The sequence below is a fragment of the Xanthomonas arboricola pv. guizotiae genome (genome assembly GCF_002940205.1).
Classification (GTDB): domain Bacteria; phylum Pseudomonadota; class Gammaproteobacteria; order Xanthomonadales; family Xanthomonadaceae; genus Xanthomonas; species Xanthomonas arboricola_C.
This window is the reverse complement of record NZ_MDSK01000012.1, coordinates 1-23,264: the sequence shown is the minus strand read 5'-3', so window position 1 is coordinate 23,264 and position 23,264 is coordinate 1. Positions and strand designations below refer to the sequence as shown.

Annotated in this window: 22 protein-coding genes and 1 other RNA gene; 15 read left to right on the top strand and 8 right to left on the bottom strand. The window is 68.4% G+C overall.

Features of this window, described 5'->3' with window-relative positions:
- Positions 1-23: 23 nt before the first annotated feature.
- From XarbCFBP7408_RS09230 to glnE, 3 genes are all read left to right on the top strand, one after another.
- A complete protein-coding gene (locus XarbCFBP7408_RS09230; RefSeq protein ID WP_104562701.1) occupies positions 24-347 on the top strand; it encodes a hypothetical protein in 324 nt (107 codons plus the stop codon).
- On the top strand, positions 335-685 hold the full coding sequence (locus XarbCFBP7408_RS09225; protein ID WP_104562700.1) for a DUF3325 domain-containing protein: 351 nt from the start codon (positions 335-337) through the stop codon (positions 683-685). Before XarbCFBP7408_RS09230 ends, XarbCFBP7408_RS09225 begins: the two co-directional genes overlap by 13 nt.
- Before the next feature lie 961 nt (positions 686-1,646).
- Positions 1,647-4,478 (top strand): bifunctional [glutamate--ammonia ligase]-adenylyl-L-tyrosine phosphorylase/[glutamate--ammonia-ligase] adenylyltransferase, encoded by a 2,832-nt coding sequence (gene glnE, locus XarbCFBP7408_RS09215; RefSeq protein ID WP_104562772.1) that lies wholly within the window; start codon positions 1,647-1,649, stop codon positions 4,476-4,478.
- Positions 4,479-4,613: 135 nt separating this feature from the next.
- Here glnE and XarbCFBP7408_RS09210 read toward each other — a convergent pair whose 3' ends face one another.
- Entirely contained in the window at positions 4,614-5,171 is a 558-nt protein-coding gene (locus tag XarbCFBP7408_RS09210; protein ID WP_104562698.1) for a VUT family protein, read from the bottom strand.
- A gap of 213 nt (positions 5,172-5,384) precedes the next feature.
- On the bottom strand, positions 5,385-6,332 hold the full coding sequence (locus XarbCFBP7408_RS09205; RefSeq protein WP_104562697.1) for a mitochondrial fission ELM1 family protein: 948 nt from the start codon (positions 6,330-6,332) through the stop codon (positions 5,385-5,387).
- Between the two features lie 136 nt (positions 6,333-6,468).
- Here XarbCFBP7408_RS09205 and XarbCFBP7408_RS09200 point away from each other — a divergent pair, with 136 nt between their 5' ends.
- Positions 6,469-7,059: a malonic semialdehyde reductase gene (locus XarbCFBP7408_RS09200; RefSeq protein ID WP_039523198.1), complete on the top strand. Its 591-nt coding sequence runs from the start codon at positions 6,469-6,471 to the stop codon at positions 7,057-7,059.
- A 229-nt stretch (positions 7,060-7,288) separates the two neighbouring features.
- A complete protein-coding gene (locus XarbCFBP7408_RS09195; RefSeq protein ID WP_104562696.1) occupies positions 7,289-8,020 on the top strand; it encodes a YceI family protein in 732 nt (243 codons plus the stop codon).
- 324 nt (positions 8,021-8,344) lie between these two features.
- On the opposite strand, the gene XarbCFBP7408_RS09190 is transcribed toward XarbCFBP7408_RS09195, so the two are convergent.
- Together XarbCFBP7408_RS09190 and XarbCFBP7408_RS09185 are read right to left on the bottom strand one after the other, a co-directional pair.
- Positions 8,345-9,133: a siderophore-interacting protein gene (locus tag XarbCFBP7408_RS09190; protein ID WP_104562771.1), complete on the bottom strand. Its 789-nt coding sequence runs from the start codon at positions 9,131-9,133 to the stop codon at positions 8,345-8,347.
- Positions 9,134-9,476: 343 nt separating this feature from the next.
- Positions 9,477-10,022: a PadR family transcriptional regulator gene (locus XarbCFBP7408_RS09185; protein ID WP_258072086.1), complete on the bottom strand. Its 546-nt coding sequence runs from the start codon at positions 10,020-10,022 to the stop codon at positions 9,477-9,479.
- Positions 10,023-10,209: 187 nt separating this feature from the next.
- Between XarbCFBP7408_RS09185 and mdcA the strand changes: the two genes are divergently transcribed.
- The 9 genes from mdcA (at position 10,210) to XarbCFBP7408_RS09140 (ending at position 19,164) form a co-directional block, all read left to right on the top strand.
- The gene (gene mdcA / locus XarbCFBP7408_RS09180) at positions 10,210-11,856 is read left to right on the top strand and encodes a malonate decarboxylase subunit alpha (protein WP_104562694.1); all 1,647 of its coding nucleotides are present in this window, start codon (positions 10,210-10,212) and stop codon (positions 11,854-11,856) included.
- 9 nt (positions 11,857-11,865) lie between these two features.
- Positions 11,866-12,183: a malonate decarboxylase acyl carrier protein gene (gene mdcC / locus XarbCFBP7408_RS09175; RefSeq protein WP_016902872.1), complete on the top strand. Its 318-nt coding sequence runs from the start codon at positions 11,866-11,868 to the stop codon at positions 12,181-12,183.
- Positions 12,184-12,424: 241 nt separating this feature from the next.
- A complete protein-coding gene (locus XarbCFBP7408_RS09170; protein WP_181106384.1) occupies positions 12,425-13,327 on the top strand; it encodes a biotin-independent malonate decarboxylase subunit beta in 903 nt (300 codons plus the stop codon).
- Entirely contained in the window at positions 13,318-14,022 is a 705-nt protein-coding gene (mdcE, locus tag XarbCFBP7408_RS09165) for a biotin-independent malonate decarboxylase subunit gamma (RefSeq protein WP_104562692.1), read from the top strand. Before XarbCFBP7408_RS09170 ends, mdcE begins: the two co-directional genes overlap by 10 nt.
- A 2-nt stretch (positions 14,023-14,024) precedes the next feature.
- Positions 14,025-14,666: a malonate decarboxylase holo-[acyl-carrier-protein] synthase gene (gene mdcG, locus XarbCFBP7408_RS09160; RefSeq protein ID WP_104562691.1), complete on the top strand. Its 642-nt coding sequence runs from the start codon at positions 14,025-14,027 to the stop codon at positions 14,664-14,666.
- A gap of 350 nt (positions 14,667-15,016) precedes the next feature.
- Positions 15,017-15,829, top strand: a complete 813-nt coding sequence (mdcB, locus tag XarbCFBP7408_RS09155) for a triphosphoribosyl-dephospho-CoA synthase MdcB (protein ID WP_104562770.1) — start codon at positions 15,017-15,019, stop codon at positions 15,827-15,829.
- Between the two features lie 178 nt (positions 15,830-16,007).
- The gene (gene mdcH / locus XarbCFBP7408_RS09150) at positions 16,008-16,922 is read left to right on the top strand and encodes a malonate decarboxylase subunit epsilon (RefSeq protein ID WP_104562769.1); all 915 of its coding nucleotides are present in this window, start codon (positions 16,008-16,010) and stop codon (positions 16,920-16,922) included.
- A gap of 87 nt (positions 16,923-17,009) precedes the next feature.
- Positions 17,010-18,365, top strand: coding sequence for an SLC13 family permease (locus XarbCFBP7408_RS09145; RefSeq protein ID WP_104562690.1), 1,356 nt, complete (start codon positions 17,010-17,012; stop codon positions 18,363-18,365).
- A gap of 79 nt (positions 18,366-18,444) precedes the next feature.
- Positions 18,445-19,164 (top strand): GntR family transcriptional regulator, encoded by a 720-nt coding sequence (locus tag XarbCFBP7408_RS09140; RefSeq protein WP_024937864.1) that lies wholly within the window; start codon positions 18,445-18,447, stop codon positions 19,162-19,164.
- A gap of 152 nt (positions 19,165-19,316) precedes the next feature.
- On the opposite strand, the gene XarbCFBP7408_RS09135 is transcribed toward XarbCFBP7408_RS09140, so the two are convergent.
- Complete coding sequence (locus XarbCFBP7408_RS09135) at positions 19,317-19,940, bottom strand: HAD-IA family hydrolase (protein ID WP_104562689.1); 624 nt, start codon at positions 19,938-19,940, stop codon at positions 19,317-19,319.
- Positions 19,941-20,103: 163 nt separating this feature from the next.
- Here XarbCFBP7408_RS09135 and XarbCFBP7408_RS09130 point away from each other — a divergent pair.
- A non-coding RNA gene (locus XarbCFBP7408_RS09130) (sX9 sRNA) lies at positions 20,104-20,178 on the top strand.
- A gap of 4 nt (positions 20,179-20,182) precedes the next feature.
- Here the strand turns inward: XarbCFBP7408_RS09130 and XarbCFBP7408_RS09125 are convergent.
- From XarbCFBP7408_RS09125 to XarbCFBP7408_RS09115, 3 genes are read right to left on the bottom strand one after another with little or no spacing between them, the layout of a single operon-like run.
- On the bottom strand, positions 20,183-20,602 hold the full coding sequence (locus tag XarbCFBP7408_RS09125) for an STAS domain-containing protein (RefSeq protein ID WP_104562688.1): 420 nt from the start codon (positions 20,600-20,602) through the stop codon (positions 20,183-20,185).
- Positions 20,599-21,030, bottom strand: coding sequence for an ATP-binding protein (locus tag XarbCFBP7408_RS09120; protein WP_104562687.1), 432 nt, complete (start codon positions 21,028-21,030; stop codon positions 20,599-20,601). The genes XarbCFBP7408_RS09125 and XarbCFBP7408_RS09120 overlap by 4 nt, the downstream gene beginning before the upstream one ends.
- Positions 21,027-22,979 (bottom strand): SpoIIE family protein phosphatase, encoded by a 1,953-nt coding sequence (locus XarbCFBP7408_RS09115; protein WP_258072085.1) that lies wholly within the window; start codon positions 22,977-22,979, stop codon positions 21,027-21,029. The genes XarbCFBP7408_RS09120 and XarbCFBP7408_RS09115 overlap by 4 nt, the downstream gene beginning before the upstream one ends.
- Positions 22,980-23,264 lie beyond the last annotated feature (285 nt).

Here is a 23,264-nt window from a genome sequence, read left to right as displayed (position 1 = left end):
GCCACTGCCGCGATGGATGTGTTGTGAATCCTGCTTCGAGCACCGCATCGGTGACGCGCTACCGTTGGTCGGTTGCCGGTCGCGTGCTCGCTGCCAGTGTCGGCGGCTATGCGCTGACCTCCACCGGCTGCAGCGTGCTGGCGCAGCTGCTGTCGCGGTTTGCCGGCGTGTCGCCTGCGGTCTCGGTGCTGAGCACGACCTTGCTGAGTTTCGCCATCTATACGGTCGTCGTGCTGTGGATGTTTCGTGCGCGCAGTGCATTGCGCATGTGGGGCTGGCTGGGCGTGGGCATCGCTGCGCTGGGCGGCGCGCGCTGGTTGCTGGGACATCCGCCATGGATGGGCTGATCGCTGCGCTGCTGGGCACCGCGCTCTGCCACGCCGCAATGATGGCCCTGGCGGTGGCGATGCATCGCCATTACGAGCAGCTCACCGGCCGCCGCACTGCGCCGGTGATGCAGCGATGGTTGCTGCGTGCGATGGCTGTCTGCCTGTTGATCGCCGCGCTGGTGCTGTGCGTGCTTGCTTGGGGCGCAACGGTGGGCACCTTGGTGTGGCTGGGGTTTGTCAGCGTGGCCGCGCTATGGGTGGCGCTGGGCCTGGCGTATGCGCCGCGCTGGAGTGCGTGGCTGGCAGTGCTGGTGGGTTGCATCGCATGCGGGGTGGTGGGTTGGCGTGTGCTGTAGTTTGCTGTTGTTTGAAGGCCACACACACCCGACCAGCTTGACTGGTCCTTGCCCGCCTACCGTCGCGGGCCCTTACGCGGCATGGATGCCGCGTAAGGGCCTACACGGACGTACTTGCGGCGTGTCCTGCGATGGTGGGCGGGCAAGGGCTCTGCAACCAGTCTGCAGAGCCGCCGCTCTACAACTGATCCATCTGCACTTCCCAAGCCCCAGTACACAAGGCACAAGGCAGTCGAGACCGAGAACGGTGGGCTTGTTCAGCCGCGATCGGATGCTTGAATCAAAAGCTCGGTGAGTCGAGTGCGCGGTGGCCTCACCGCTTGCGGGACACGCCGTGAACCCGTCCCTGGGGGCTCGGTGGCGGCATCCATGCCGCCACACGGTCCCGCAACCGGCGAGGCCACCGCACCAGACAGTTGGTCGGCTGCTTTCCTGAAAGCGTGTGACTCGGACTGCGTCGCAGACCTGGCATTTTCAGGTTGCGTGTTGGAGGCTTGCCTGACGCTCGGCCTGCGATGGAGAAATGATGAAAGTTGGGCGAATGCCGAGTGATCCAACCAGCGCACGTCGTGCACCGCTTGCAACCATGCACACCGACCATCTCGACAGGTCCTTGCCCGCCCACCGTCGCGTAAGAGCCTACATGGACGTACTTGCGGCGTGTCCTGCGATGGTGGGCGGGCAAGGGCCCTGCAGCAAGTCACAGATCAACCGCTCCGCAACTGATCTATCCACACTGCTGAGTCCCCTTCAGACACAACGCCCAAAAAAATCGAGACGTCGAACAAGCCGCCAAGGAGCCCGCAACCAGCGAGGACATCACGCCCGCCGACATGACCGCGTGCTGATGGGACCACACGCAGCGCGGCGATGAACCCAGTAGTCGTATTGCTGCCTCTAGACAGTGCTGGATCGCCCGCACGCACGTGCCGCCATCGCGCAGGGATGCCAGAATCGGCGCATGTCGCTGCCTACCTCATCCGTGTCTCCTGCGCTCACCGCCCTGATCGAGCGGGCCGTGGCGCGTGTCCGCCATGCCGTGCCGGCCGACCAGCCCTGGCCCGGCGATGACTTCGCTCGGCGACTCGAACAGGTTGCGCTCGCCAGCGAGTTTGCGCTCGATACCCTGGCGCGTCAGCCGGCCTTGCTGCAGCACCTGGCGCAGCCGGATCCACCGCCGTTGCCACTGCCGGTATTCGACCCCGCACAGCCCCAGGCCTGGCCGGCGCAGTTGCGGCGCTACCGCAGCGCCGAATCCACGCGCCTGGTCTGGCGCGACGTGCTCGATCTGGACAGCGTCGATGCCACCCTGGCCGGTGCCACCCGCCTGGCCGAAACCTGCCTGCAATGTGGGCTGCAGGCGTTGGAGCAGCAATTTTGCGACCGCCATGGCCAGGTGATTGCCGAAGACGGCAGCGTGCAGCGGCTGGTGGTGTTCGGGCTGGGCAAGCTCGGTGGTGGCGAGCTGAATTTTTCCTCGGATGTGGATCTGGTCTATGCGTATCCGCAGGGCGGCCAGTCCGATGGTGCCCGCCCGTTGGCAGCGGAGGAGTATTTTGCGCGGCTTGGCCAGCAGCTGGCCAAGCTGCTCGACGAGACCACCGCCGATGGATTCAGCCATCGCGTGGATCTGCGTCTGCGCCCGTTCGGCACGGCCGGCCGGGTGGCCGTGTCGTTCACCGGCATGGACCAGTACTTCCAGCGCGAAGGACGCGACTGGGAGCGCTATGCCTGGCTCAAGGCCCGCGCGGTGGCCGGCGATATCGACGCCGGCGAAGCCTGGCTGGAGACGCTGCGTCCCTTCGTCTACCGGCGCTATCTGGACTTCACCGCACTGGACGGCCTGCGCGAGATGAAGGCGGCGATCACTGCCGAAGTCGCCCGCCACGATCGTCTGGACGACATCAAGCGCGGGCCGGGCGGCATCCGCGAGATCGAGTTCCTGGCGCAATCGCTGCAGCTGATTCGCGGCGGACGCGAACCGAGCCTGCGCGAGCGTCGCCTGCTGCCTGCCCTGCAGGCGCTGGTGGAGGCCGGCCAGATCGATGCGGACAACGGGCATGCATTGACCGAGGCGTATCGTTTCTTGCGCCGGCTCGAAAATCGTCTGCAGATGTTGCGCGATGCACAGACCCATGCCTTGCCGCAGGCGCCGCTGGATCGCGAACGCATCGCGCTGGGCCTGGGTTATGCGGATTGGCCGGCACTGCTGCAGGCACTCGCCCCGCACCGCGCGCGCGTTGCCGCCGAATTCGCCGAGCTGCTGGCACCGCGCGTGCGCGCCACCGCCCCCGACGCGCTTGCCGACTACTGGCGCGCACTGCCGGAAGGCGATGCCGCGCCGCTGGCCGGCATCGGATTGCACGATCCAGCCGGCGCGCATCAGGTGCTGGCCGAGTTTGCGCAGTCCTCCGGCGTGCGTGCGCTCTCCGATACCGCAAGCGCGCGGCTGGACCGCGTCATGCCGGCGCTGCTGCATGCGGCCACCCGCGCCAGCCAGCCGGATGCCGCCGTGCGCCGCGTGCTCGGCCTGCTGCAATCCACCTTGCGCCGCACCAGTTACCTGGCCTTGCTGGACGAACAACCCAGCGCACTCGCACGCCTGGTCGATGTGCTCTCGCGCAGCGCCTTGCTGGCCGAGCGCCTGGCTGCGCATCCGCTGTTGCTGGACGAACTGCTCGACACCCGCATCAGCGGCCCGTTGCCCGACCGCGACGCGTTGCACGCCGCGTGCCTGGACACCTTGCAGATCGAGGACACCGAAGCGGCGCTGCGCGAACTCAACGAGCGCCGGCTCGCCTTGAGCTTCCGCATCGCACTGGCCACGCTCGATGGCCGCCAGCAGGCCGTGGACAGCACCCAGCAACTGGCCTGGCTGGCCGAAACGGTGGTGCAGACGGTGCTGCAGCTGGCGCGCCGCGAACTGATCGCCGCGCATGGGCAGGTGCCGGGCGGGGCATTCGCCATCATCGGCTACGGCAGCCTGGGCGGCCTGGAGCTGGGCTTCGGCTCGGACCTGGATCTGGTGTTCCTCTACGACCATCCACGCGAGGTGGAAGCCTCCGATGGCAAGCGAGCGTTGGACGCCGGGCGCTGGTTTGCGCGGCTGGCGCAGAAGGTGATGACACTGCTGGCCGCCGAAACCGGCGCCGGCCGTCTCTACGAGATCGACGTGCGGCTGCGCCCGGATGGTGGCAAGGGCGCGTTGGTGTCATCGCTGGCCAGCTACCGCGACTACCAGCGCGAGCGCGCCTGGACCTGGGAGCATCAGGCGCTGGTGCGTGCACGTGCGGTGGCCGGCGATGCGGCGCTGTGCGCGGCCTTCGCGCAGGTGCGTGCCGACACGCTGACACGCGTGCGCGACACCGCCGTGCTGCACGAGGACGTGCGCAAGATGCGCGCGCGCATGCGCAGCGAACTGGATCGCAGCGATGCGGGACGGCTGGATCTCAAGCAGGGCGCCGGCGGCCTGGTCGATCTGGAATTCGTGCTGCAGGCCGGCGTGCTCGGCCAGGCCGCACAGCATCCGGCGCTGCTGCTGGCCTGCGCCACGCCCGCCTTGATCGATGCGTTGGTGCAGGTGCAATGGCTGCCGGCCGAGCGTGCCGCACCGCTGCACCAGGCGCATGCCACCTTGGTGGAAGCGGGCCTGAGTTGCACCCTGGATCGCCGGCCGCGGCTGATCCCGCCAACGCCCGCGATCGAGCAGGCACGGCACAGCATCTTCACTACCGCGCACGCGCAAGGGCTGGAGTTTCCGCTCGGCAAGGATGTGGCGATGCTAGCGCCTTGAGTGGCCGGTGGCTGGCGTTGCAAGGTGAGACGAGTGCGGCGCGCAGGCCGGGTCGGCAGAAACGCGGGTGCGTTGCAGTGGCGTCCCTGCGCCGCGCCTGGTGTTGGCCCGATGGCCGGTGCGCAGGCGAGCCGGTCAGCCCTGCGGGCGCGGCGCACTGCGCCACAGCAGTGCGCGGAACGGGCCGAGCAGGAACACGCCCATGCCCAGCTTCACCGCCAGGTCGCCGGCCGCCCAGCTGATCCATGGCAGGCCAGCGCCAGCAAAGGCGATGCTCCAGAAGATCGCCGTATCCAGCGTGGCGCTGCAGGTGGTGGCCACGATCGGCGCACGCCACCAATTGCCACTGCGCAGCCGGTCGAACACGCTGATATCCAGCAGCTGCGCAGCGATGAAGGCGGTGCACGAGGCCGCCGCGATGCGCGGGGTGGCCAGCCAGAGCGACAACACCACCGCCAGCGCAAAGCCGCACCAGGCGACCTTGCGCGCCGCGCGCGGGCCGAAACGGCGATTGATCAGGTTGCTCACCAGAAACGCCAGCGGATACGAGAACGCGCCCCAGGTCAGCCAATCGTTGATCGGGTACTGCACCAGGATGTTGGACAACAGCACCACCGCGCCCATGACCAGGACCGCCCACGCCAATGCGCGCGCAGTGAGTGGGGTGAACGGCGTCGGCGCGGTGCTGGACATGACGGTACGGTAGCGGTGGAACAGCGCGGATTATCCGTGCGTTGGCGCAGGCGGGCCAGTGCGCCGACGCGCATGCGCGATACGACGGCGTGCTGTTGGTTCAACCAGCCTGCCGGTCAACGCATGGCCGCCAGCATGGTCGGCGCCTATGCGCGAATCGCATGGGGAGTGCATCGTCCTTGTGTCTGCCCCGTGGCATCGGCGGCGGCACCGTCATACGTGCAGGCGCGCACGCACCAGTGCGGCGATGCGCTGGGTTTCGCGCAGTGGGTGAAGCTGCTGCGGCGTTGCGAAAACATCGCCGGCATCGCACAGACGGCCACGCGCCTGCAGTGCCCGCACATACGTCGCCACCCGGCCTTGCGCCTGTCCGGCAAACGCCGCTGCCACCGGCACCCGCGTGGCGCAGGCTTCGGAGAGCAGGTTGACCGAGTCGGCACTGGCCACGATCGCGTCGGCCCAGCCCAGCAGGCCGGCGTACGGGTTGGGCCCGTCGCGCTCGTCGCACCACAGCAGGCCTGGCAGGCCTGCATGCATCTTGCGCAGCGTCGCGATCGCCTCGGGCGGGGTGCGCCGGGAGGTGGTGACCAACAGGCTGCCGCCGGCGGCGAGCACCTGCGCGCGCAGGTGCGTGCACAGTGCCGCAAGCGCTTCGGTGGTCCAGGGCAGCTGCGCGGTGGGGCCACCGATCAACAGCGCCACGCGCGGGCCGGGCAGCGCGCCGAACGCGGCGAAGGCGGCGCGCCCGGCGGCCAGCCAGGCATCGTCCACCGGATGCAGGCTGCCGAGCAGGGTGAGCACGTTGGCGCCACGCAGCGCATCGTGCTCGGGCACGACCAGCAGATCCCAGTGACGCGGGTCCAGGCGCGGATCCAGCAGTTGCACCACCTGGCTGCCGCGCGTGCGCAGCAGCCGGGTGGCCAGCGCGGCCTGGCGCCCGCAGCCGATCGCCAGCGCCGGCGGCTGCTGCAATTGCCGGGCAAAGCCGGATCCAAAGGCCGCCTGCGCGCCCGGCAACCGGCGCGGTGCGGCCCAACGCCACGGCGCGCGGGCCTGCAGATGCAGCGCCGTGACCGGCGTGGCGTGCAGCGCCTGCGCCAAGGCCTCGGCCTGACGTGCATTGCCGGCGCGGCCGTCGCTGACCGCCCAGGTCAGCGCCATCGTTTCAGATCCGACATAGATTTGTTTCAGATTGAGCGTGTGTTGCCGCAATCGCGTCACTCTACACTGCGGGTCTTCACGCTGGCGCCGGTGCTGCACCCTACTGTCGCCCATTCCCTTGCTTCCCGGAGTCTCCATGTCCGACTTGCTCGACGCTGCCGCGCTGGATCAGCTGTTTCGCACCGCCCGCACGCAAAACGCCTTTCTCGACAAGCCGGTCAGCGAAGCGCAGCTGCGCGAGCTCTACGATCTGCTGAAGTGGGGCCCGACCGCCGCCAACGGGTCGCCGGCGCGTTTCGTGTTCGTGACCACGCCGGAGGGCAAGCAGAAGCTCAAGCCGGCACTGTCCGAGGCCAATGCCACCAAGACGCTGGCCGCGCCGGTCACGGTGATCATCGGCTCCGATGAGGAGTTCCACGAAAAGCTGCCGTACCTGTTCCCGCATGCCGACGCCAAGAGCTGGTTCGAAGGCTCGCGCGAGATGCGCGTGTCCGGCGCATTCCGTAACAGCTCGCTGCAGGGCGCCTACCTGATCCTGGCCGCACGTGCGCTGGGTCTGGATGCCGGCCCGATGTCCGGCTTCGACAATGACAAGGTGGATGCGGCGTTCTTCGCCGGCACGCCGATCAAGTCCAACTTCCTGGTCAATCTGGGCTACGGCGATCCGGCCGGGCTGTTCCCGCGGCTGCCGCGGCTGAGCTTCGACGAAGCCGCGCGCATCGAGTAACAGCGGCTGGCACCGCAGCTGCGCGCACCGTCGGGCGGGCGCAGCCGGCGCTCCGGCACGCAGGAGCCACGTACACTCCGGCTTCGGGGCACGCCACCCGCACCACCTGACGACCGCGCCTTGTGCAATCCGCCCCGGGCGCCCGTTTCGATTTTCCTGCAGTCCTCGTCCGTCTGCGTCTGTTCCATCCGCGTTGATCCAATGCGGTCCCTCATCTCAAGGAGTTTCAATGAAGACCACCCGCCAACTGTTGCTGCCGCTCGCCCTGACCCTGGCCATCGCCGCCTGCTCCAAGCCGGCCGACAACGCCGCCGCGCCGGCCGCCGACACCCCGGCCGCCACCGCACCGGCCGATGCCGCTGCCACCACCCCGGCCCCGGCTGCTGCGCCGGCCGCCTCGACCGCGCCGGCCGTGGAAGTGGCCTCCGGCACCTACACGCTGGATCCGAGCCACACCGACGTGATCGCGCAGTGGAGCCACTTCGGCTTCTCCAATCCGAGCGCGCATTTCGGCAATGTCGACGGCACCCTGGTGTACGACGCGGCCGACGTGACCAAGTCCACCGTGCAGGTCACCCTGCCGCTGTCGGGCCTGAACAGCTTCACCGCCAAGTTCGACGAGCACCTGAAGAGCGGTGACTTCTTCGACGCTGCCAAGTTCCCGACCGCCACCTTCAAGAGCACCAAGGTCGAAGCGGCCGGCCCCAACAAGCTGACCGTCACCGGCGATCTGACCATCAAGGATCAGACCAAGCCGGTCGTGCTGGACGTCACCCTCAACGGTGCCGGCGAGCACCCGATGAAGAAGGTGCCGGCAGCCGGCTTCGACGCCACCACCACCATCAAGCGCACCGACTTCGGCGTGGGCCAGTACGCCCCGAACGTCAGCGACGAAGTGAAGATCCGCATCACCACCGAAGCCCTGCAGGCCAAGGCCGGTGACGCTGCCGCCGCCAAGTAAGGCGCAGCGCAGTCGATGCATCGGTGCGAGCGATCGCACCGATGTGCGGAACGCAAAAGCCCGCCGATCGGCGGGCTTTTGCGTTGGGTGCCTGAGGGGCATCAGCCCGGCGAAGAGATGAGCGAAGAGCCGCAGGGTGCGCATGCCATTGTGTAGGAGCGGCCTTGGCCGCGACGCATGACCGATAGACGCAATGACGATGCGCTTGCCGGGCGGTAAGGCCTCTCGCGCGCAAGCGCGCCGCTGCGTATATGGCGCGGACTGCTTGCTCTAGCGCGGCTGGTACAACCTAGCTGTGCAGTGATGCGGCGAGCTGCGCTGCGCTTACTCCGTTCCCGGATTCGCTTTCCAATATCCCTTCGCGCGCACCCACTCCTTGTCCACGCCCATGTGCTCTTCGAGAAACTTGCGCATCGCACGCGCGCGCATGGATTCAGTACCGATCCAGTAGAACGTGTCGCCGTCGTGCGGCTCGTAATCGCGCAGGCTGTCTTCCAGCAACGTGCTGCTGGCGGCATCGAAGCCGTTGCGTTCCAGCCAGTACACGTCCACCTCGGCGGCGCTGAGCAGTTCCTGGCGCTCGGCCGCATCGGCGATTTCGATAAAGACCTCTGCATGCATGTCGGCGGGCATCGCTTCCAGCCAGCGGCCGATCGCGGGCAGCGCGGTTTCATCGCCGATCAGCACGTAGTGGTCGTAGTCGTCGGCAACCAGGAACGAGCCGCGCGGGCCGCCGATCTTCAGCGGGTCGCCGGGTTGCGCGTGCGCGGCCCAGCTGGAGGCCACGCCGTCGCCGTGCAGCACGAAGTCGATGCTCAACTCGCCGCTTTGCGGATCGAATACGCGCGGGGTGTAATCGCGGCCGGGCGAGGGCAGTGCGCCTTCGGCATAGCGCGGGCCGTCCGGCGTCATCGTCGGCAGCACGAAGGCGCCATCGGCATTGGGGAAGAACAGCTTGACGTGATCGTCCGGTGCCTCGCTCTGAAAGCCGGCAAGCTCGCTGCCGCCAAACACGATGCGACGCATCTGTGGGGTGAGCGCTTCGCAACGCACCACCTGCACGGAGCGCAGGCGCGTGTCGCGACGGACTTGGGTATTGGTGTGAGCAGCCATGGTGTGCGAGTCCTGGAGTGCGCGCAAAGGTGCGCGGCGATGGGGAAAGATGAGGCGGTTACGAAGTCGATGACGTGGCGAGTAAATGAAGCAGTGAGTAGGTGACCTGACCCATGGATGCGCGATTGCATCCAGCGCAGTGACAGTTCCTTCTCCCTGCGGGAGAAGGTGCCCCGCAGGGGCGGATGAGGGGACGGGCGAAGCCTCATGCAGCTGAAGCGCATGTGCTGCGGCACATGCACATCACGTCCATCCGCAACGCAAACACTGCGATGACATGCACCAGTCGCAAATCGCCGTCAAGCCAGCAGCGGTTGGCGTAGGAGTACAGCGCTACGCGCACTCAGCCGTCATCGCGCTCCATGCCGTCAGCGGCGGCGTTGAGTAATGCAGCAATACGTCTGGTTTCTTCCTCTGTCCAATGCCCGTGCCGCGCAAACAAGCCCTGTTTGATGCGGTGAATCGCATCGCGGATCGGTGCCGGTGTCTGTGCCTTGATCAGCTCACGCGCACGCCGATGGGTGCGGGCCAGCGCGGCGTCGAGCGTATCGCGGTGCTGCGCGACGTGCTCGCGGCCGGCGTCGGTGACCTGGTAGCGCTTGCGGCCTGCGTCCAGATCGGTATGCACCCAGCCGTCGGCGTCCAGCTGCGCCAGCGCCGGATAAATCGCGCCGGCACTGGGCGTGTACAGCCCTTTGAACAGCGCAGTGATCTGCCGCATCAATTCGTAGCCATGGCGCGGGCGCTCGGCGATCAGCGCGAGCAGCAGCAGGCGCAGATCGCCGTGCTCCAGCGGCCGCACCCGCGTGCGACCACCGCGACCGGGCGTGGGACCGGGAGCCGCGTCGAGATCGGGAGGCAAGGCCGGGTGGAGTGAGTGCGGTTTCATTCGATATATCGAAGCATGGCGAAACGATATATCGAAGTTGGCTGGCCGGCAAGCAGCTGCCTGTCGTGTAGCTGACCAACGACTCAGCGACAGACGCAGATGCTGCAACGCGGCTGGACATCCACGAACCTAATAATTACGATGTAATTACTTTGACATTACGGGCCTGGCCCGGCGAGGCAGAGGCATGAGTCGACAGTGGGACACCCAGGCCGACAGCCGGCGCCAGCGCCTGCAGCGCGCCGCAGCCCTGGCGCCGCAGGGGCGCGTGGTGGCCGCCGACGACGTGGTGGCGCTGCTGGAGGCGGTGATCGAACCCGGCGACCGCGTCTGCCTGGAAGGCAACAACCAGAAGCAGGCCGACTTCCTGGCGCGCTGCCTCACCGAGGTGGAACCGGCGCGCGTGCACGACCTGCACATGGTGCAATCGGTGTTGTCGCTGCCCGCGCATCTGGACGTGTTCGAGCGCGGCATCGCCAGGCGGCTGGATTTTTCGTTCTCCGGCCCGCAGGCCGCGCGCCTGGCCGGGCTGGTCGGCGAGGGCCGCATCGAGATCGGCGCCATCCACACCTACCTGGAATTGTTCGGCCGCTACTTCATCGACCTGACCCCGCGCATCGCGCTGGTCACCGCACAGGCCGCCGACCGCCACGGCAATCTCTACACCGGCCCGAACACCGAAGACACCCCGGTGATCGTGGAGGCCACCGCGTTCAAGGGCGGCATCGTGATTGCGCAGGTCAACGAGATCGTCGACACGCTGCCGCGCGTGGACATCCCGGCCGACTGGGTGGACTTCGTCACCCAGGCGCCCAGGCCCAACTACATCGAACCGCTGTTCACCCGCGACCCGGCGCAGATCTCCGAGATCCAGGTGCTGATGGCGATGATGGCGATCAAGGGCATCTACGCCGAATACGGCGTGGACCGGCTCAACCACGGCATCGGCTTCGACACCGCCGCGATCGAATTGTTGCTGCCCACCTATGCCGAATCGCTGGGGCTGAAGGGCAAGATCTGCCGGCACTGGGCGCTCAATCCGCATCCGGCGCTGATCCCGGCGATCGAATCGGGTTTCGTGCACTCGGTGCATTCGTTCGGTTCGGAACTGGGCATGGAGGCCTACATCGCCGCGCGCCCGGACATCTTCTTTACCGGCGCCGACGGCAGCATGCGCTCCAATCGGGCGTTGTCGCAGACCGCCGGCTTGTATGCCTGCGACATGTTCATCGGCTCCACCCTGCAGATCGATCTGCAGGGCAACAGCTCCACCGCCACGCGCGACCGCATCGCCGGTTTCGGCGGTGCGCCCAACATGGGCTCGGACGCACGCGGCCGCCGGCACGCCAGCGACGCCTGGCTCAAGGCCGGGCGCGAGGCGGCGCGCCCCGGCGAGATGCCGCGCGGACGCAAGCTGGTGGTGCAGATGGTGGAAACCTTCCGCGAACACATGGCGCCGGCCTTCGTCGACAGGCTCGATGCCTGGGAGCTGGCCGAGCGCGCCAATATGCCGCTGCCGCCGGTGATGATCTATGGCGACGACGTCAGCCACGTGCTGACCGAAGAAGGCATCGCCAACCTGTTGCTGTGCCGCAGCGCCGAAGAGCGCGAACAGGCCATCCGTGGCGTGTCCGGTTACACCGCCGTGGGCCTGGGCCGCGACAAACGCGCGGTGGAAAACCTGCGCGATCGCGGCGTCATCAAGCGGCCGGAAGACCTGGGCATCCGGCCACGCGATGCCACGCGCGACCTGCTCGCCGCGCGCACGGTCAAGGACCTGGTGCGCTGGTCCGGCGGGTTGTACGACCCGCCGAAACGTTTTCGCAATTGGTAGGGGCACAGCATGGAAACCCTGCGGTATCGCTTCGATGGTCAGCATGGCGCACGCGCCGGGCTGGACCATGCGCTGGTCGGCGTGGTCGCCTCCGGCAACCTGGAAGTGCTGGTCGAGCGCGTGCCGCTGGACGGCGCGATGGAGATCGAGATCCTCACCGCCGCGCGCGGGTTCGGCACCATCTGGCAGGCGGTGCTGGACGATTTCGCCGCGCGTCATCCATTGCGCGATGTGCGCATCAGCATCAACGATGTCGGCGCCACGCCAGCGGTGGTGAGCCTGCGCCTGGAGCAGGCGCTGGACGTCCTGCAGGGAGCCGCCGCATGAGCCACCCCTCTCACCCCGTAGGAGCGCACCAGGGCGCGACGGGCTTTCCTGGTAACGCCGCAGTCGCGCCCGGGTGCGCTCCTACGCGCGTCGTGGGGAGCACCACTGTCGATAGTGCCGAGCGCAGCAATCTCGTAGGAGCGCACCAGGGCGCGACGGGCGTTCCTGGTAACGCTTCAGTCGCGCCCGGGTGCGCTCCTACGCTTGTCGTTGGGAGATACGTATGAGCACCACCATTCCCATGGCCGAGCGCAGCTACTACGAGGCCGACGCGCGCGAGCGCATCGATGGTGTGCTGGATGCCGGCAGCTTCCGCGAATTCGTCGGTCCGCGCCGTCGCCTGATCAGCCCGCATCTGGCCCAGCTGGACACGCCCGGCGCCTTCGATGACGGCATCGTCGTCGGTGAAGGCAGGCTGCGTGGGCGCAGGGTGCTGATCGCCGCGCAGCAAGGTGCCTTCATGGGTGGCGGCGTCGGCGAGGTGCACGGCGCCAAGCTCACCGGCCTGCTCGAACGCGCCGCCGCCACGCAGCCGGCGGCGGTGCTGTTGCTGCTCGACACCGGCGGCGTGCGCCTGCACGAAGCCAACGCCGGCCTGATCGCCATCTCCGAAATCATGCGCGCCACCTTGAACACGCGCGCCGCCGGCGTGCCGGTGCTGGCCTTGATCGGCAGCGGCAACGGCGCCTTCGGCGGCATGGGCATCGTGGCGCGCTGCTGCAGCGCGGTGATCATGTCCGAAGAAGGCCGCCTGTCGCTGTCCGGCCCGGACGTGATCGAAACCGTGCGCGGTGTGGAGGAGTTCGACGCGCGCGACCGTGCCCTGGTGTGGCGCGTCACCGGCGGCAAGCACCGCTATCTGCTGGGCGAGGCGCAGACGCTGGTGGCCGACCGCATCGCCGCATTCGCCGATGCCGCCGTGCAGGCGCTGGACACGCTGGCCGAGCCGGAAGGCGAGGCCGCATTGCAGGCGCTGGAAGCTGCACAGCAGCAGTTGTCCGCGCGCATCGCCGCCTACGGCGATTGCCGCGACGGCCTGGAGATCTGGCAGCGGCAGGGCATCGTCGAGGCGCAGCGCCTGCCGCTGCTGGACACCGACGCCTTCCTCGCCGCCACCGCTGACCGGAGCACGCCATGGAACTGAGCCAACTGCTGGACCAGCTGTTTCCGCTCGGCCACGCCATCGCCCGCAACGACGATGTGCTCACCGGCAGTGCCACCACGGCCGCGGGCGAGGTCACCGTGATCGGCACCGCCAACAAGCTGGAAGTCGGTGTGGACCACGCGCTGGCACTGGCGGCGACCGTGTTGGCGAGCACGCGCGCGCACCCGCAGCGGCCGATCGTGATGCTGGCCGATACCGCCGGGCAACGGCTGGCGCGCCGCGACGAACTGCTCGGCATCAACGGCTATTTCGCGCATCTGGCACGCACGCTGGATCTGGCGCGCAAGCGCGGCGCGCGGCTGGTCACGCTGGTGTATGGCGAATCGGTCAGCGGCGGCTTTCTGTCGTTCGGTCTGATGGCCGACCATATCCACGCATTGCCGGATGCGCAGATCCGGGTGATGGATCTGCGCGCGATGGCGCGCGTCACCAAGCAGAGCGTGGACACCCTGCAGGCGCTGAGCAAGAGCTCGCCGGTGTTCGCGCCCGGCGTGGAGAACTACGTGCGCATGGGCGCGGTGGAGTCGCTCTGGGACGGCGATCTGGCGCAGGCGCTGCTCGCTGCCCTGGCCGCGCCCAGCGATGGCGATCAACGCCGGGCACTTGGCGCGCAGCGTGGCGGGCGCACCCTGGCGCGCGATGTCGCTGCGGCCGTGGCTGCGGGCGAGGGCTGAGCATGCCCGGCCGCCACGCACTGGTGTGGCTGCATCCCGGCGCGCGCTGGCAGGCGCTGACGCCGGGTGCGCAGCCACGGCTGCAGCAGTGGTTTGCCGCGGGTCTGCCGGCAGTGGTGGCGCGTAGCGATGGCAGCGAGGCACCCGGCAGCCTGCGGCTGGGCGTGCCATTGCCGCCAGACGAAGGCAAGCAACGCCTGGCATTGAGCACCAGCCTGCACGAGGTTGCGCGCAGCACCGCGCCATTGGCGCTGGACGCGGTGATCGCAGCCGCACCCGCCGCGACGCAGCCAGCACTGCAGGCCTTGCTGACCCAGTGCAATGCCAACGCCCTGCAGCCGCGCGTCTTCGGCAGCTTTGCATGGCAGGCCCTGACCGGGCTTGCGTATGTGCATGCGCAATCGGATCTGGACCTGCTGTGGTCCATCGCCACACCCGAGCAGGCGCAGGCCGTGGTGACAGTGCTGCAGCGTTGGGAACGGCGTCACGGGCTGCGCGCAGACGGCGAACTGCTGCTGCCCGACGACACTGCGGTGAACTGGCGCGAATACGCCGTCAGCGCGCAACAGGTCTTGGTGAAGTCCCCCAACGGCTGCCGCTTGCTGCCGCGCAGCGCGCTGTTTGCGGTATGGAGCGCGGCATGAGCACACTGGTCGATCGCACTACCGATGCCAGGCGCTCCGTGACGCCTTGCAACGCGGTGGAGCGGCAGCGGCCAGTGACAGGAGCCAAACAAACGGGCATCGCACCATCCCTGGTTGATGCGGCCAGCCAATCGACGCACCTGATTCGTGCCGATCACGAATCGACGCTCGCACCGACACCGGCAGCGACGCACGACGTACCGCCGCAGCCACTACTGCGCCTCGCGCTCGAAGGCGCTGGTTCGAACCGCGTGCATGCGTCATCGCGCGCTGCACGCACGCATGGCGAGCTGCAAGACAGTGCAGCCCGGCAACACGCATCGCATCCCGAAGCCGGCACCGCCAGCGCACTGGCGCATCGGCTGGGGTGGCTGGCGGTCGCCGCCCTGCATGCGGAACTCGGCTGCGCGCCCAAGCCCGGCCTGGTCACGCCGTTCGACAGCGGCAGCCATGCCGATATGGACGCGTCGACATTCCTGCGCAGCCTGTTCGCCCTGCGCGGCTACTTCGTCGCGATTGCACAGGCCGGTATCGACAACGCGCCGTTCGAGCGATTGCGCCAGCTCGGCATTGCGGCCGAAGCGGCGATGCTGCGCAGCACTGGCGGCATCAACACCCATCGCGGTGCGATCTTCAGCCTGGGCTTGCTCACTGCGCAGGCGGCGCGCTTGCGTGCCGTGCATGGGCATGCCCCTGCCGGCGAAGCAGTCTGCAGCGCGGTGCAGGTCTGGCGCGATGCATTACGGGCCGCGCCGCTGGATCCATGCAGCAATGGCCAGCGCGTGCGCGCGGCGTTCCGGATCAGTGGCGTGCGCGAACAGGCCGCGGCCGGGTATCCATTGCTGCGCGAGATCGCATTGCCGTCACTACGCAGTGCATTGCGCAGCGGCGCCACGCGCGAGGCCGCACTGGCGCAGACCTTGATGCGCCTGGTTGCCGAGGTCGACGATCTCAACCTGCTGCATCGCGGCGGGCAAGACGGGCTGGCTTACGCAAAGGCGCAGGCGCATGCGTTTCTGGACGATGGCGGCATCGCACACCCGCAGTGGCGCGCATGCCTGCACGCCATCGGCAGGCAATTCGTCGCGCGTCGCCTGAGCCCGGGCGGCAGCGCCGATCTGCTCGCCTGTGCCTGGTTCCTGCACTGTCAGGAGACGGCATGAGCCTGTGTCGAGCACTGGCACCTGCGAAGGCAACGTCCATGCAGGCGTGTGGCGTCGCTGCCCTTCGCACCGTCTCAGTGAACGGCCTGCTTCGCTTGGTCACGGAACAAAATGCCCGCAGCGCGAATCAGGGCGGCACATGCACAGCGCGCGCCGCCGCCTGCAAGCAGGCCACCGCATGAGCCTGGCCGTGCTCTGTCCCGGCCAGGGTGGGCAGCACGCCGCGATGTTCGCGCGGGTTGCCGATGTGCCTGCCGCGGCCGAGGTAATCGCTGCTGCGAGCAAGCTGCTTGGCGCCTCGGCGCAAACGCTGGCCGCCGACAACTCCCGCTACACCAATGCCATCGCACAGCCGCTGGTCTGCGCCGGCACCCTGGCGCACTGGCAGGTGCTGCGTGCGCAGCTGCCCACGCCGGTGCTGGTGCTGGGCTACAGCGTCGGCGAGCTGGCCGCGCATGCGGTTGCCGGCAGCATGGAGATCGCCACCTGCTTGCAGCTGGCTGCCACCCGCGCGCGCCTGATGGATGCGGCCAGCCCGCAACATGCCGGCTTGATGGCGGTACTCGGCCTGCCGCTGCGTACGCTGGAGGCGCTGTGCCGGACGCATGGCGCGGCCATCGCCATCGTCAACGGCGACGACCACGCCGTGCTCGGTGGGCCGCAGGCGGCGCTGCAGGCACTGGGCGATGCAGCGCAGGCGCAGGGCGCACGCGTCACGCCGTTGCCGGTGAGCGTGCCGGCGCATACGCCGTGGTTGCGGGCGGCGGCCGACGCCTTCGCCGTCGAATTGAACGATGCGGCCATGCAGGCGCCCAGGCTGCGCGTGCTGGCCGGCATCGATGCGCGTGCCGTCACCACGCAGGCCCTGGTGGTGGACACGCTGGCCGCACAGATCGCGCAGACCGTGCGCTGGTACGAGGTGCTGGTGCAGGCCGCCGAACGCGGCGCGCGGGTGTTTCTCGAACTGGGGCCCGGTAGCGCATTGGCGCGCATGGCGCGCGAGCGCGTGCCGGGCTGCGAAGCGCGATCGGTCGACGAATTTCAGAGCATCCACGGGGTGGTCGAGTGGGTCAACGCCGCATGCGCGGCATGACGATTGAGCAGGTGCTGCACACGGCGTAACCCTTGGGTGGCGGGTGGCCATCCGTGCTGTACGCGTATCAGGTGTCTGGGAGGGCGCATGACCCCGCAAATTGCAACGATTCTTGGCTTGGTGATCATGTTCATCGTCGCCACCGCATTGCCCATCAACATGGGCGCGGTGGCCTTCGCGCTGGCCTTCATCATCGGCGGCGTGTGGGTGGGTCTGGACGGCAAGGAGGTGCTGGCCGGCTTTCCGGGCGACCTGTTCCTGACCCTGGTCGGCATCACCTATCTGTTCGCCATCGCGCAGAAGAACGGCACCATCGATCCGCTGGTGCACTGGGCGGTGCGCGCGGTGCGCGGGCGCATCGTCGCCATTCCCTGGGTGATGTTCGTCATCACCGGCCTGCTCACCGCCTTCGGTGCGCTCGGGCCGGCGGCGGTGGCCATCATCGGCCCGGTGGCGCTGCGCTTTGCCAAGCAGTACCGCATCAATCCCTTGATGATGGGCCTGCTGGTGATCCATGGCGCGCAGGGCGGCGGCTTTTCGCCGATCAGCGTGTATGGCGGCATCACCAACAAGGTGGTGGAAAAGGCCGGGCTGGACGTCACCGAGATGGCGGTGTTCCTCACCAGCCTGGGCTTCAACCTGATGATGGCGATCATCTGCTTCTGCGCCTTCGGCGGGCTCAAGCTGATGCGCCGGCAGGAGGTCTCGCTGGCCGATGCGCAGTATGTGGCGGTGGCCGACGACCAGGCCTCCAAGCGCCCGTTCGCGATCGAAGGGCATGGCTCGCTGGTGGCCGCCGGTGGCGGCACCCTGTCGACCAATCCGCTGGCGCTGGAGGCGGTCGCCATCACGCGCGATCGGGTGATCACGCTGGTCGGCCTGCTTGGCCTGGGCGTCGCCGCGCTGGTCTACAACCTCAACGTCGGCCTGGTCTCGATCACCGTGGCGGTGGCGCTGGCGCTGATCTCGCCCAGCGCGCAGAAGGGCGCGGTGGACGGCATCAGCTGGTCCACGGTGCTGTTGATCAGCGGCGTGGTCACCTACGTGGCGGTGCTGGAAAAAGCCGGCGCGGTGGACTACATCGGCACCGGCGTGTCGCATATCGGCATGCCGCTGCTGGGGGCGCTGCTGGTCTGCTACGTCGGCGGCATCGTCTCCGCATTCGCCTCGTCGGCGGCGGTGCTGGGCGCCACCATTCCGCTGGCGGTACCGTTCCTGATGCAGGGCCAGCTTGGCGCGGCCGGGGTGATTTGCGCGCTGGCGGTGTCGTCCACCATCGTCGATGTCAGCCCATTCTCCACCAACGGTGCGTTGGTGGTGGCTTCTGCCGCGAAAGAGGAGCGCGACGCGCTGTTCCGCCGCTTCCTGGTCTACAGCGGGCTGGTGGTGTTGCTGGGGCCGCTGGTGGCCTGGCTGCTCTTCGTGGTGCCGGGCTGGCTGTGATCCGGCCCGCGTCCGGCAGGGTGTCGGGGCGCCCCGGTAGAATGGGCGCCCCCACGCCAGCATCGACGACCCGCCTGCCATGACCCTCGCCCCTGATTCGCGCAACGCCAAGAAGCGCGTACCGCTGTACGAGGAAGTGGCCGAGCGCCTGCGCCAGAAGATCTACGACTACGCGCTGCCGCCGGGCGAATGGATCGACGAGCCGGCGCTGGCCGAGGAACTCGGCATCAGCCGCACCCCGCTGCGCGAGAGCCTCAAGCTGCTCGCCGCCGAAGGCCTGGTGCAGCTGGACGCCGGCCGCGGCAGCCGGGTCACGCGGCTGACCCTGGAAGACCTCAACCAGTTGTTCCCGGTGATGGCGATGCTGGAAGGCCGCTGCGCGCACGATGCGGTCAAGCGCATCGACGCGGCCGGCGTGCAACGCCTGGAAGAGCTGCACGCGGCAATGGAAGCCGCCGCCACCGCTGGCGACCTGGCCGAGTACTACCGCAACAATTACCTGATCCACGAGACCGTGCAGCAGTACGCCGGCAATCCGTGGTTGATCCGCGTCACCCACGATCTGCACCGCATCCTCAAGATGCACCGCGGCCGGCAGCTGTTGACGCCCGGGCGCATGGCGCAGTCGCTGGCCGAGCATCGCGAGCTGATGGCCTGCGTACGCCGCGGCGACGCCGAAGGCGCAGAGCGCACGATGCACGGGCATCTGCTGAGCCAGGGCCAGGCCTTGGCGGCGTACGTGGCAGCGGGCGGCATGTTGAACGTGCCGGCGCCCTTGCCAAGGGTAGGTGGGGTGTAGCAGTCGGTCCGTGGCTGCCAGCGACCATTCAGTGCACGGCATCCGGGTTTCCCTACTCCCTCCGGGAGAAGGTGCCCGAAGGGCGGATGAGGGTAGGTGCGCACGCAGCAGCCGGAAGCGTCTCCCTCTGGCGAATCCCCAATCCCCGCCGCCTACTCCCCGCCCAACGCAAGCAAGTCGTCCACGCGTTCGATCAACCGCGCCCCCGCCAATCCCGCAAACGCCTCCGGATGCGTATAGCCCCAGGCCACCGCAGCAAACCGCAGTCCCACCGCTTGCGCCGCCTCCCAGTCGGCGACCTGGTCGCCCACGTAAACTGCCTGCGCTGTGGTGTGCCCGGTGCTGCGCAACACGCGACGCAAGGCGCGCTGCTTGCCCAGCAGATGCGCACCGCCGTCGATCACTGCGAATTTTGCGCTCAGCTCCTCGCCCAGCGCGCGCTGCACATTCTCCACCGAGTTGGACGACACCAGGGCCAGGCGGGTGCCGCGGGCGTGCACGGCCTGCAGCACTTCGGCAATGCCGTCGAACAGGGCCATCGGCGGGGCGGCGCGCATCAGGCGGATGAAGTCGGCGGCCACCAGCGGAATGCGCCAGCTGCTCAGCCCCGATTGCCTGAGCAGCTGGCGGGTGCTCAGGCGGCGTGCGGCCTCCACTTCATGCGCTTGCGCGGCGCGGAAACCGTGCCGCTCGGCCAGGACGCGCTGCGTGCTCAGAAAGAAACCGAACGAGTCGGCCAGGGTGCCGTCGAAATCGAAGATGATCAGCTTGGGCATTGCAACGCAGCGATCGGGGCGTCATAGCCTAACCACTGCCGCGCACGCGCCGCACGCAGGCATGCCCACCGATGTGCGCGCAGGCGAGGCGACACCGCAAAGCGATCGGCACAACCACTGCAATCATCGCCAGGCGGGCGCGCTTCCGATGCCGGGCATCGGCATGTACCACGCGTGTCCTTCTGCCATGCGCGCCGTCCGCATCCAGCCAGCGCCTGTTCGCTGTGCGGCGCTGGCCGCGCTCAGGCCTCGGCGAAGTGCGGCACGATCGGCGTATCGCCTTGCGCATGCTGTTCGATGACCTTGCGCTGCATCGCCGCCAGGTAGGCGTCGAGTTCTTCGGTGGAGGCGAAGACATCGCTCAGCGGCACCGCCTTGACCATGTCGAAGACCTTGCGGATCTGCGGCTGCGGGTTGTTCACCAGCACCTTGCCCTGGCGCGTGGCCAGCGCCTTGCGCGCCTTGAAGATGCAGCGGATGCCGGCGCTGGAGATGTATTCCAGCGCGGTCAGGTCCAGCACCAGCGTGGTGATCAGGGTGCCCAGCAGCGGCGACAGCGCCGCGTCCAGGTCCTGGTAGGTGTGGGTGTCCAGGCGCCCGGTCAGGATGACGCGTTGACGGGTGTCCTGCGGCGGGTCGATCTGGATGGCGAGCGTGGTCATGACAGTGCCTCGGGGACGGGGGCGTACGGGTGGAGCAGGGTGACGCGCACCACGTTGTATGCACCATCGCGGCGGTAGTCGATGTGATCGGCGAACTGATGCACCAGGAACAGCCCCAGCCCGCCGATCGCGCGCTCGTCGAGCTCGGCACTCAGGTCTGGCATCACGGCGGTGCTGGGGTCGAACGCACTGCCGGGGTCGTGCATCTCCAGCACCAGGGCCTGCGGGTCCAGCTGCAGTTGCAGGCGCAGCGGCTGCTCGGCGCACTGGCCGTGGGTGAGCGCATTGCAGCCGAGCTCTTCCACGATCAGCCGTACCTGGCCGATGCGCTCGGCGTGCAGCCCTTCCAGCGTGAGCGAGTGTTCCAGCGCGTCGTTGGCGCCGGCCAGCTGGGCCAGCGAGGGCGCGATGGCCAGATCGAGCTTCATCGGGTCGTTGCCTTTCCGGGGGTGTCCCGGCCAGCGTCTGCGACCCGCCCAGCATGCTCCTGGCGCAGCCGGATCGCCAGCAGGGTGATGTCGTCGTACGGGTCGGCCTGGCCGGTGAAGTGGGCGATGTTGGCGATCACCGCCTTGCACTGCGCCGCCGCACTGCGGCGTGGCCGCAAGGCGCCGAGCAGGCGCTCCAGCCCGTAGCTGGTGCCTCGCTCGTCCATCGCCTCGGTCACCCCGTCGGTATAGCCCAGCAGCGTCTGCCCGGCGCTCATGCGGCCTTGCAGCACCGGGTAGGCCACCTGCGGCTCGATCCCCAGCGGCGCGCCGGTGTCCAGCGGCAACGGCCGCGCGCTACCGTCGATGTCGATCAGCACCGGCGGCTCATGGCCGGCACTGGCCAGCCAGTAGTCGCCGCTCACCACGTTGATCACCCCGCACAGCACCGTGGCGAACATGCAGGTGTCGTTGTTTTCGGCCAGCCGCGTGGAGGCGGCGATCAGGATGCTGTCCGGGCGCGTATGCCGGCGCGCGGCGATTTCCAGCACGCTCACCGCGCGCGCCATGAACAAGGCGGCCGGGACGCCCTTGTCGGATACATCGCCCACCACGAACCACAGCAGCCCCGGCTCGGTCTCGACGAAGTGGTAGAAGTCGCCGCCCACCGCCTTGGCCGGCTCCAGCCAGGCGCAGGTTTCCAGATGCGAACTGGCGCGGTCGAAGGTGCGCCCGGAGGGCAGCATCGCCTGCTGGATCTCGCGCGCGATCTGCAGCTCGCTGTGCATGCGCTCGCGCGCGGCGGTCATCTCGCCGATCTGCGCGATGTGGTCGCGGATCGCATCGCGTGCGCTGTCGAACGCACGCGCCATCACGCCCACCTCGTCGCGGCGCCCGATGTGCTGCAGCGGGTAGTCGAATTCGCCGCGGCGAAAGTGCTCGGCGGTGTCGGTCAATTCCTCGATCGGCCGCGTCAGCGAGCGGGTGATGCGTCCCATCAACCACCACCACGCCACCGCGCCCAGCAAGCCCGCCACCGCCACCCAGACCGCCAACCGGTTCAGGCCCGACAGCACGTAGCCTTCGGAGGCGGACAGCACGAAGGTCCAGCCGCTGCGCCCCACCGCCGCGCTATGGGTCAAAAAGCGCTCGCCATCCGGCGCGGTGTGCGCGAACGAGATCGGCTGGCCCGCCGCCACCGCGCGCTGCAGCGGCAGCAGGTCGGGCCGCGAATGCGCCACGTAACTGTCCAGCGTCCGATGCAGGTTGAGCGCCGGGTCGGGGCTGAACACCAGCATGCCTTCGGGCGACAGCAGCATCGGCTGGATGCTGATGTCGCGCGGCAGCTGGTCGATGATCTCGCGCAGGTGCTGCAGCGGCAGGTCCACGCTGACCATGCCCACCGGCGCGGCATCCACCGCATCGCCCGGACGGCGCAACGGCAGGTTGTAGCTGGTGTACAGCGCGTTGCCGCCATTGGTGCTGAGGGACGGCTCGGACCACCACGCGCGCCCGTCGCGCAGGGTGCGCAGATACCACGGCATCGCGCGGTAGTCGTCGCCCAGGTCCTGCACCGATTTCTCCAGCACGCGCGTGCCGTCGCGATGCACGTACCAGACAAATCCGCTGTCGCGGGCTTTCTGCGTGCGCGGCTCGATGATCAGGCGCGCCGCACCGATATCCGGGTCGCCGCTGAGCGTGGCCAGCAGCAAGGCGCGCAGATTGAACGGCTGCAGCCCCACCGCGCTGCTGCTGGCCGCCAGCGTGCGGCCGCTCACCTGCACCGAGTCCAGCATCGCCGCCAGGCTGAGCGCGGTCTGCTCGGTCAGGCCATCCACCTCGATCCGCGCCGCCTCCACCAGCTCGGCGCGTGCGCCCAGGTAGAACACCGTCCCCAGCACCGCCAGCAATACCACCAGCACTGCGGTGGCGGCCAGCAACACGCGCATGCGCAGGCTGTGCCGCCAATGCACCCGCGGGGTGACGGCGACGCTGTCGGCTGGCGATGTGGTGCCGGTGGCGATGGCGCGCTTCCGTGGCGGCAGATGGCCCCGATCATGGCAGTTTTGCGGCCGCCGGCAACCGGCTCACGGCGGCCTCATCCTCAGCTGCCGTAAATTGACCCCGGCGGGTCAGGCAAACTAGGTCCTGTTAACGCTAGTGGCTGGGGAGGTTAAACTATTGGACATGGAGATCACGCCAGCACAATTTGCCCTCATCGAACATTGCTTACC

Bases quoted from the DNA above. Each gene is read 5' to 3' on its own strand.
- XarbCFBP7408_RS09210 (WP_104562698.1), bottom strand. From the start codon at position 5,171: ATGTCCAGCACCGCGCCGACGCCGTTCACCCCACTCACTGCGCGCGCA.
- XarbCFBP7408_RS09190 (WP_104562771.1), bottom strand. From the start codon at position 9,133: ATGGCTGCTCACACCAATACCCAAGTCCGTCGCGACACGCGCCTGCGC.
- mdcE (WP_104562692.1), top strand. From the start codon at position 13,318: ATGGAACTGAGCCAACTGCTGGACCAGCTGTTTCCGCTCGGCCACGCC.
- glnE (WP_104562772.1), top strand. From the start codon at position 1,647: ATGTCGCTGCCTACCTCATCCGTGTCTCCTGCGCTCACCGCCCTGATC.
- XarbCFBP7408_RS09170 (WP_181106384.1), top strand. From the start codon at position 12,425: ATGGCCGAGCGCAGCTACTACGAGGCCGACGCGCGCGAGCGCATCGAT.
- XarbCFBP7408_RS09140 (WP_024937864.1), top strand. From the start codon at position 18,445: ATGACCCTCGCCCCTGATTCGCGCAACGCCAAGAAGCGCGTACCGCTG.
- XarbCFBP7408_RS09205 (WP_104562697.1), bottom strand. From the start codon at position 6,332: ATGGCGCTGACCTGGGCGGTCAGCGACGGCCGCGCCGGCAATGCACGT.
- mdcH (WP_104562769.1), top strand. From the start codon at position 16,008: ATGAGCCTGGCCGTGCTCTGTCCCGGCCAGGGTGGGCAGCACGCCGCG.
- XarbCFBP7408_RS09225 (WP_104562700.1), top strand. From the start codon at position 335: ATGGATGGGCTGATCGCTGCGCTGCTGGGCACCGCGCTCTGCCACGCC.
- XarbCFBP7408_RS09145 (WP_104562690.1), top strand. From the start codon at position 17,010: ATGACCCCGCAAATTGCAACGATTCTTGGCTTGGTGATCATGTTCATC.
- XarbCFBP7408_RS09200 (WP_039523198.1), top strand. From the start codon at position 6,469: ATGTCCGACTTGCTCGACGCTGCCGCGCTGGATCAGCTGTTTCGCACC.
- XarbCFBP7408_RS09195 (WP_104562696.1), top strand. From the start codon at position 7,289: ATGAAGACCACCCGCCAACTGTTGCTGCCGCTCGCCCTGACCCTGGCC.
- XarbCFBP7408_RS09185 (WP_258072086.1), bottom strand. From the start codon at position 10,022: ATGAAACCGCACTCACTCCACCCGGCCTTGCCTCCCGATCTCGACGCG.
- mdcG (WP_104562691.1), top strand. From the start codon at position 14,025: ATGCCCGGCCGCCACGCACTGGTGTGGCTGCATCCCGGCGCGCGCTGG.
- XarbCFBP7408_RS09125 (WP_104562688.1), bottom strand. From the start codon at position 20,602: ATGACCACGCTCGCCATCCAGATCGACCCGCCGCAGGACACCCGTCAA.
- mdcA (WP_104562694.1), top strand. From the start codon at position 10,210: ATGAGTCGACAGTGGGACACCCAGGCCGACAGCCGGCGCCAGCGCCTG.
- XarbCFBP7408_RS09135 (WP_104562689.1), bottom strand. From the start codon at position 19,940: ATGCCCAAGCTGATCATCTTCGATTTCGACGGCACCCTGGCCGACTCG.
- mdcC (WP_016902872.1), top strand. From the start codon at position 11,866: ATGGAAACCCTGCGGTATCGCTTCGATGGTCAGCATGGCGCACGCGCC.
- XarbCFBP7408_RS09115 (WP_258072085.1), bottom strand. From the start codon at position 22,979: ATGCGCGTGTTGCTGGCCGCCACCGCAGTGCTGGTGGTATTGCTGGCG.
- XarbCFBP7408_RS09120 (WP_104562687.1), bottom strand. From the start codon at position 21,030: ATGAAGCTCGATCTGGCCATCGCGCCCTCGCTGGCCCAGCTGGCCGGC.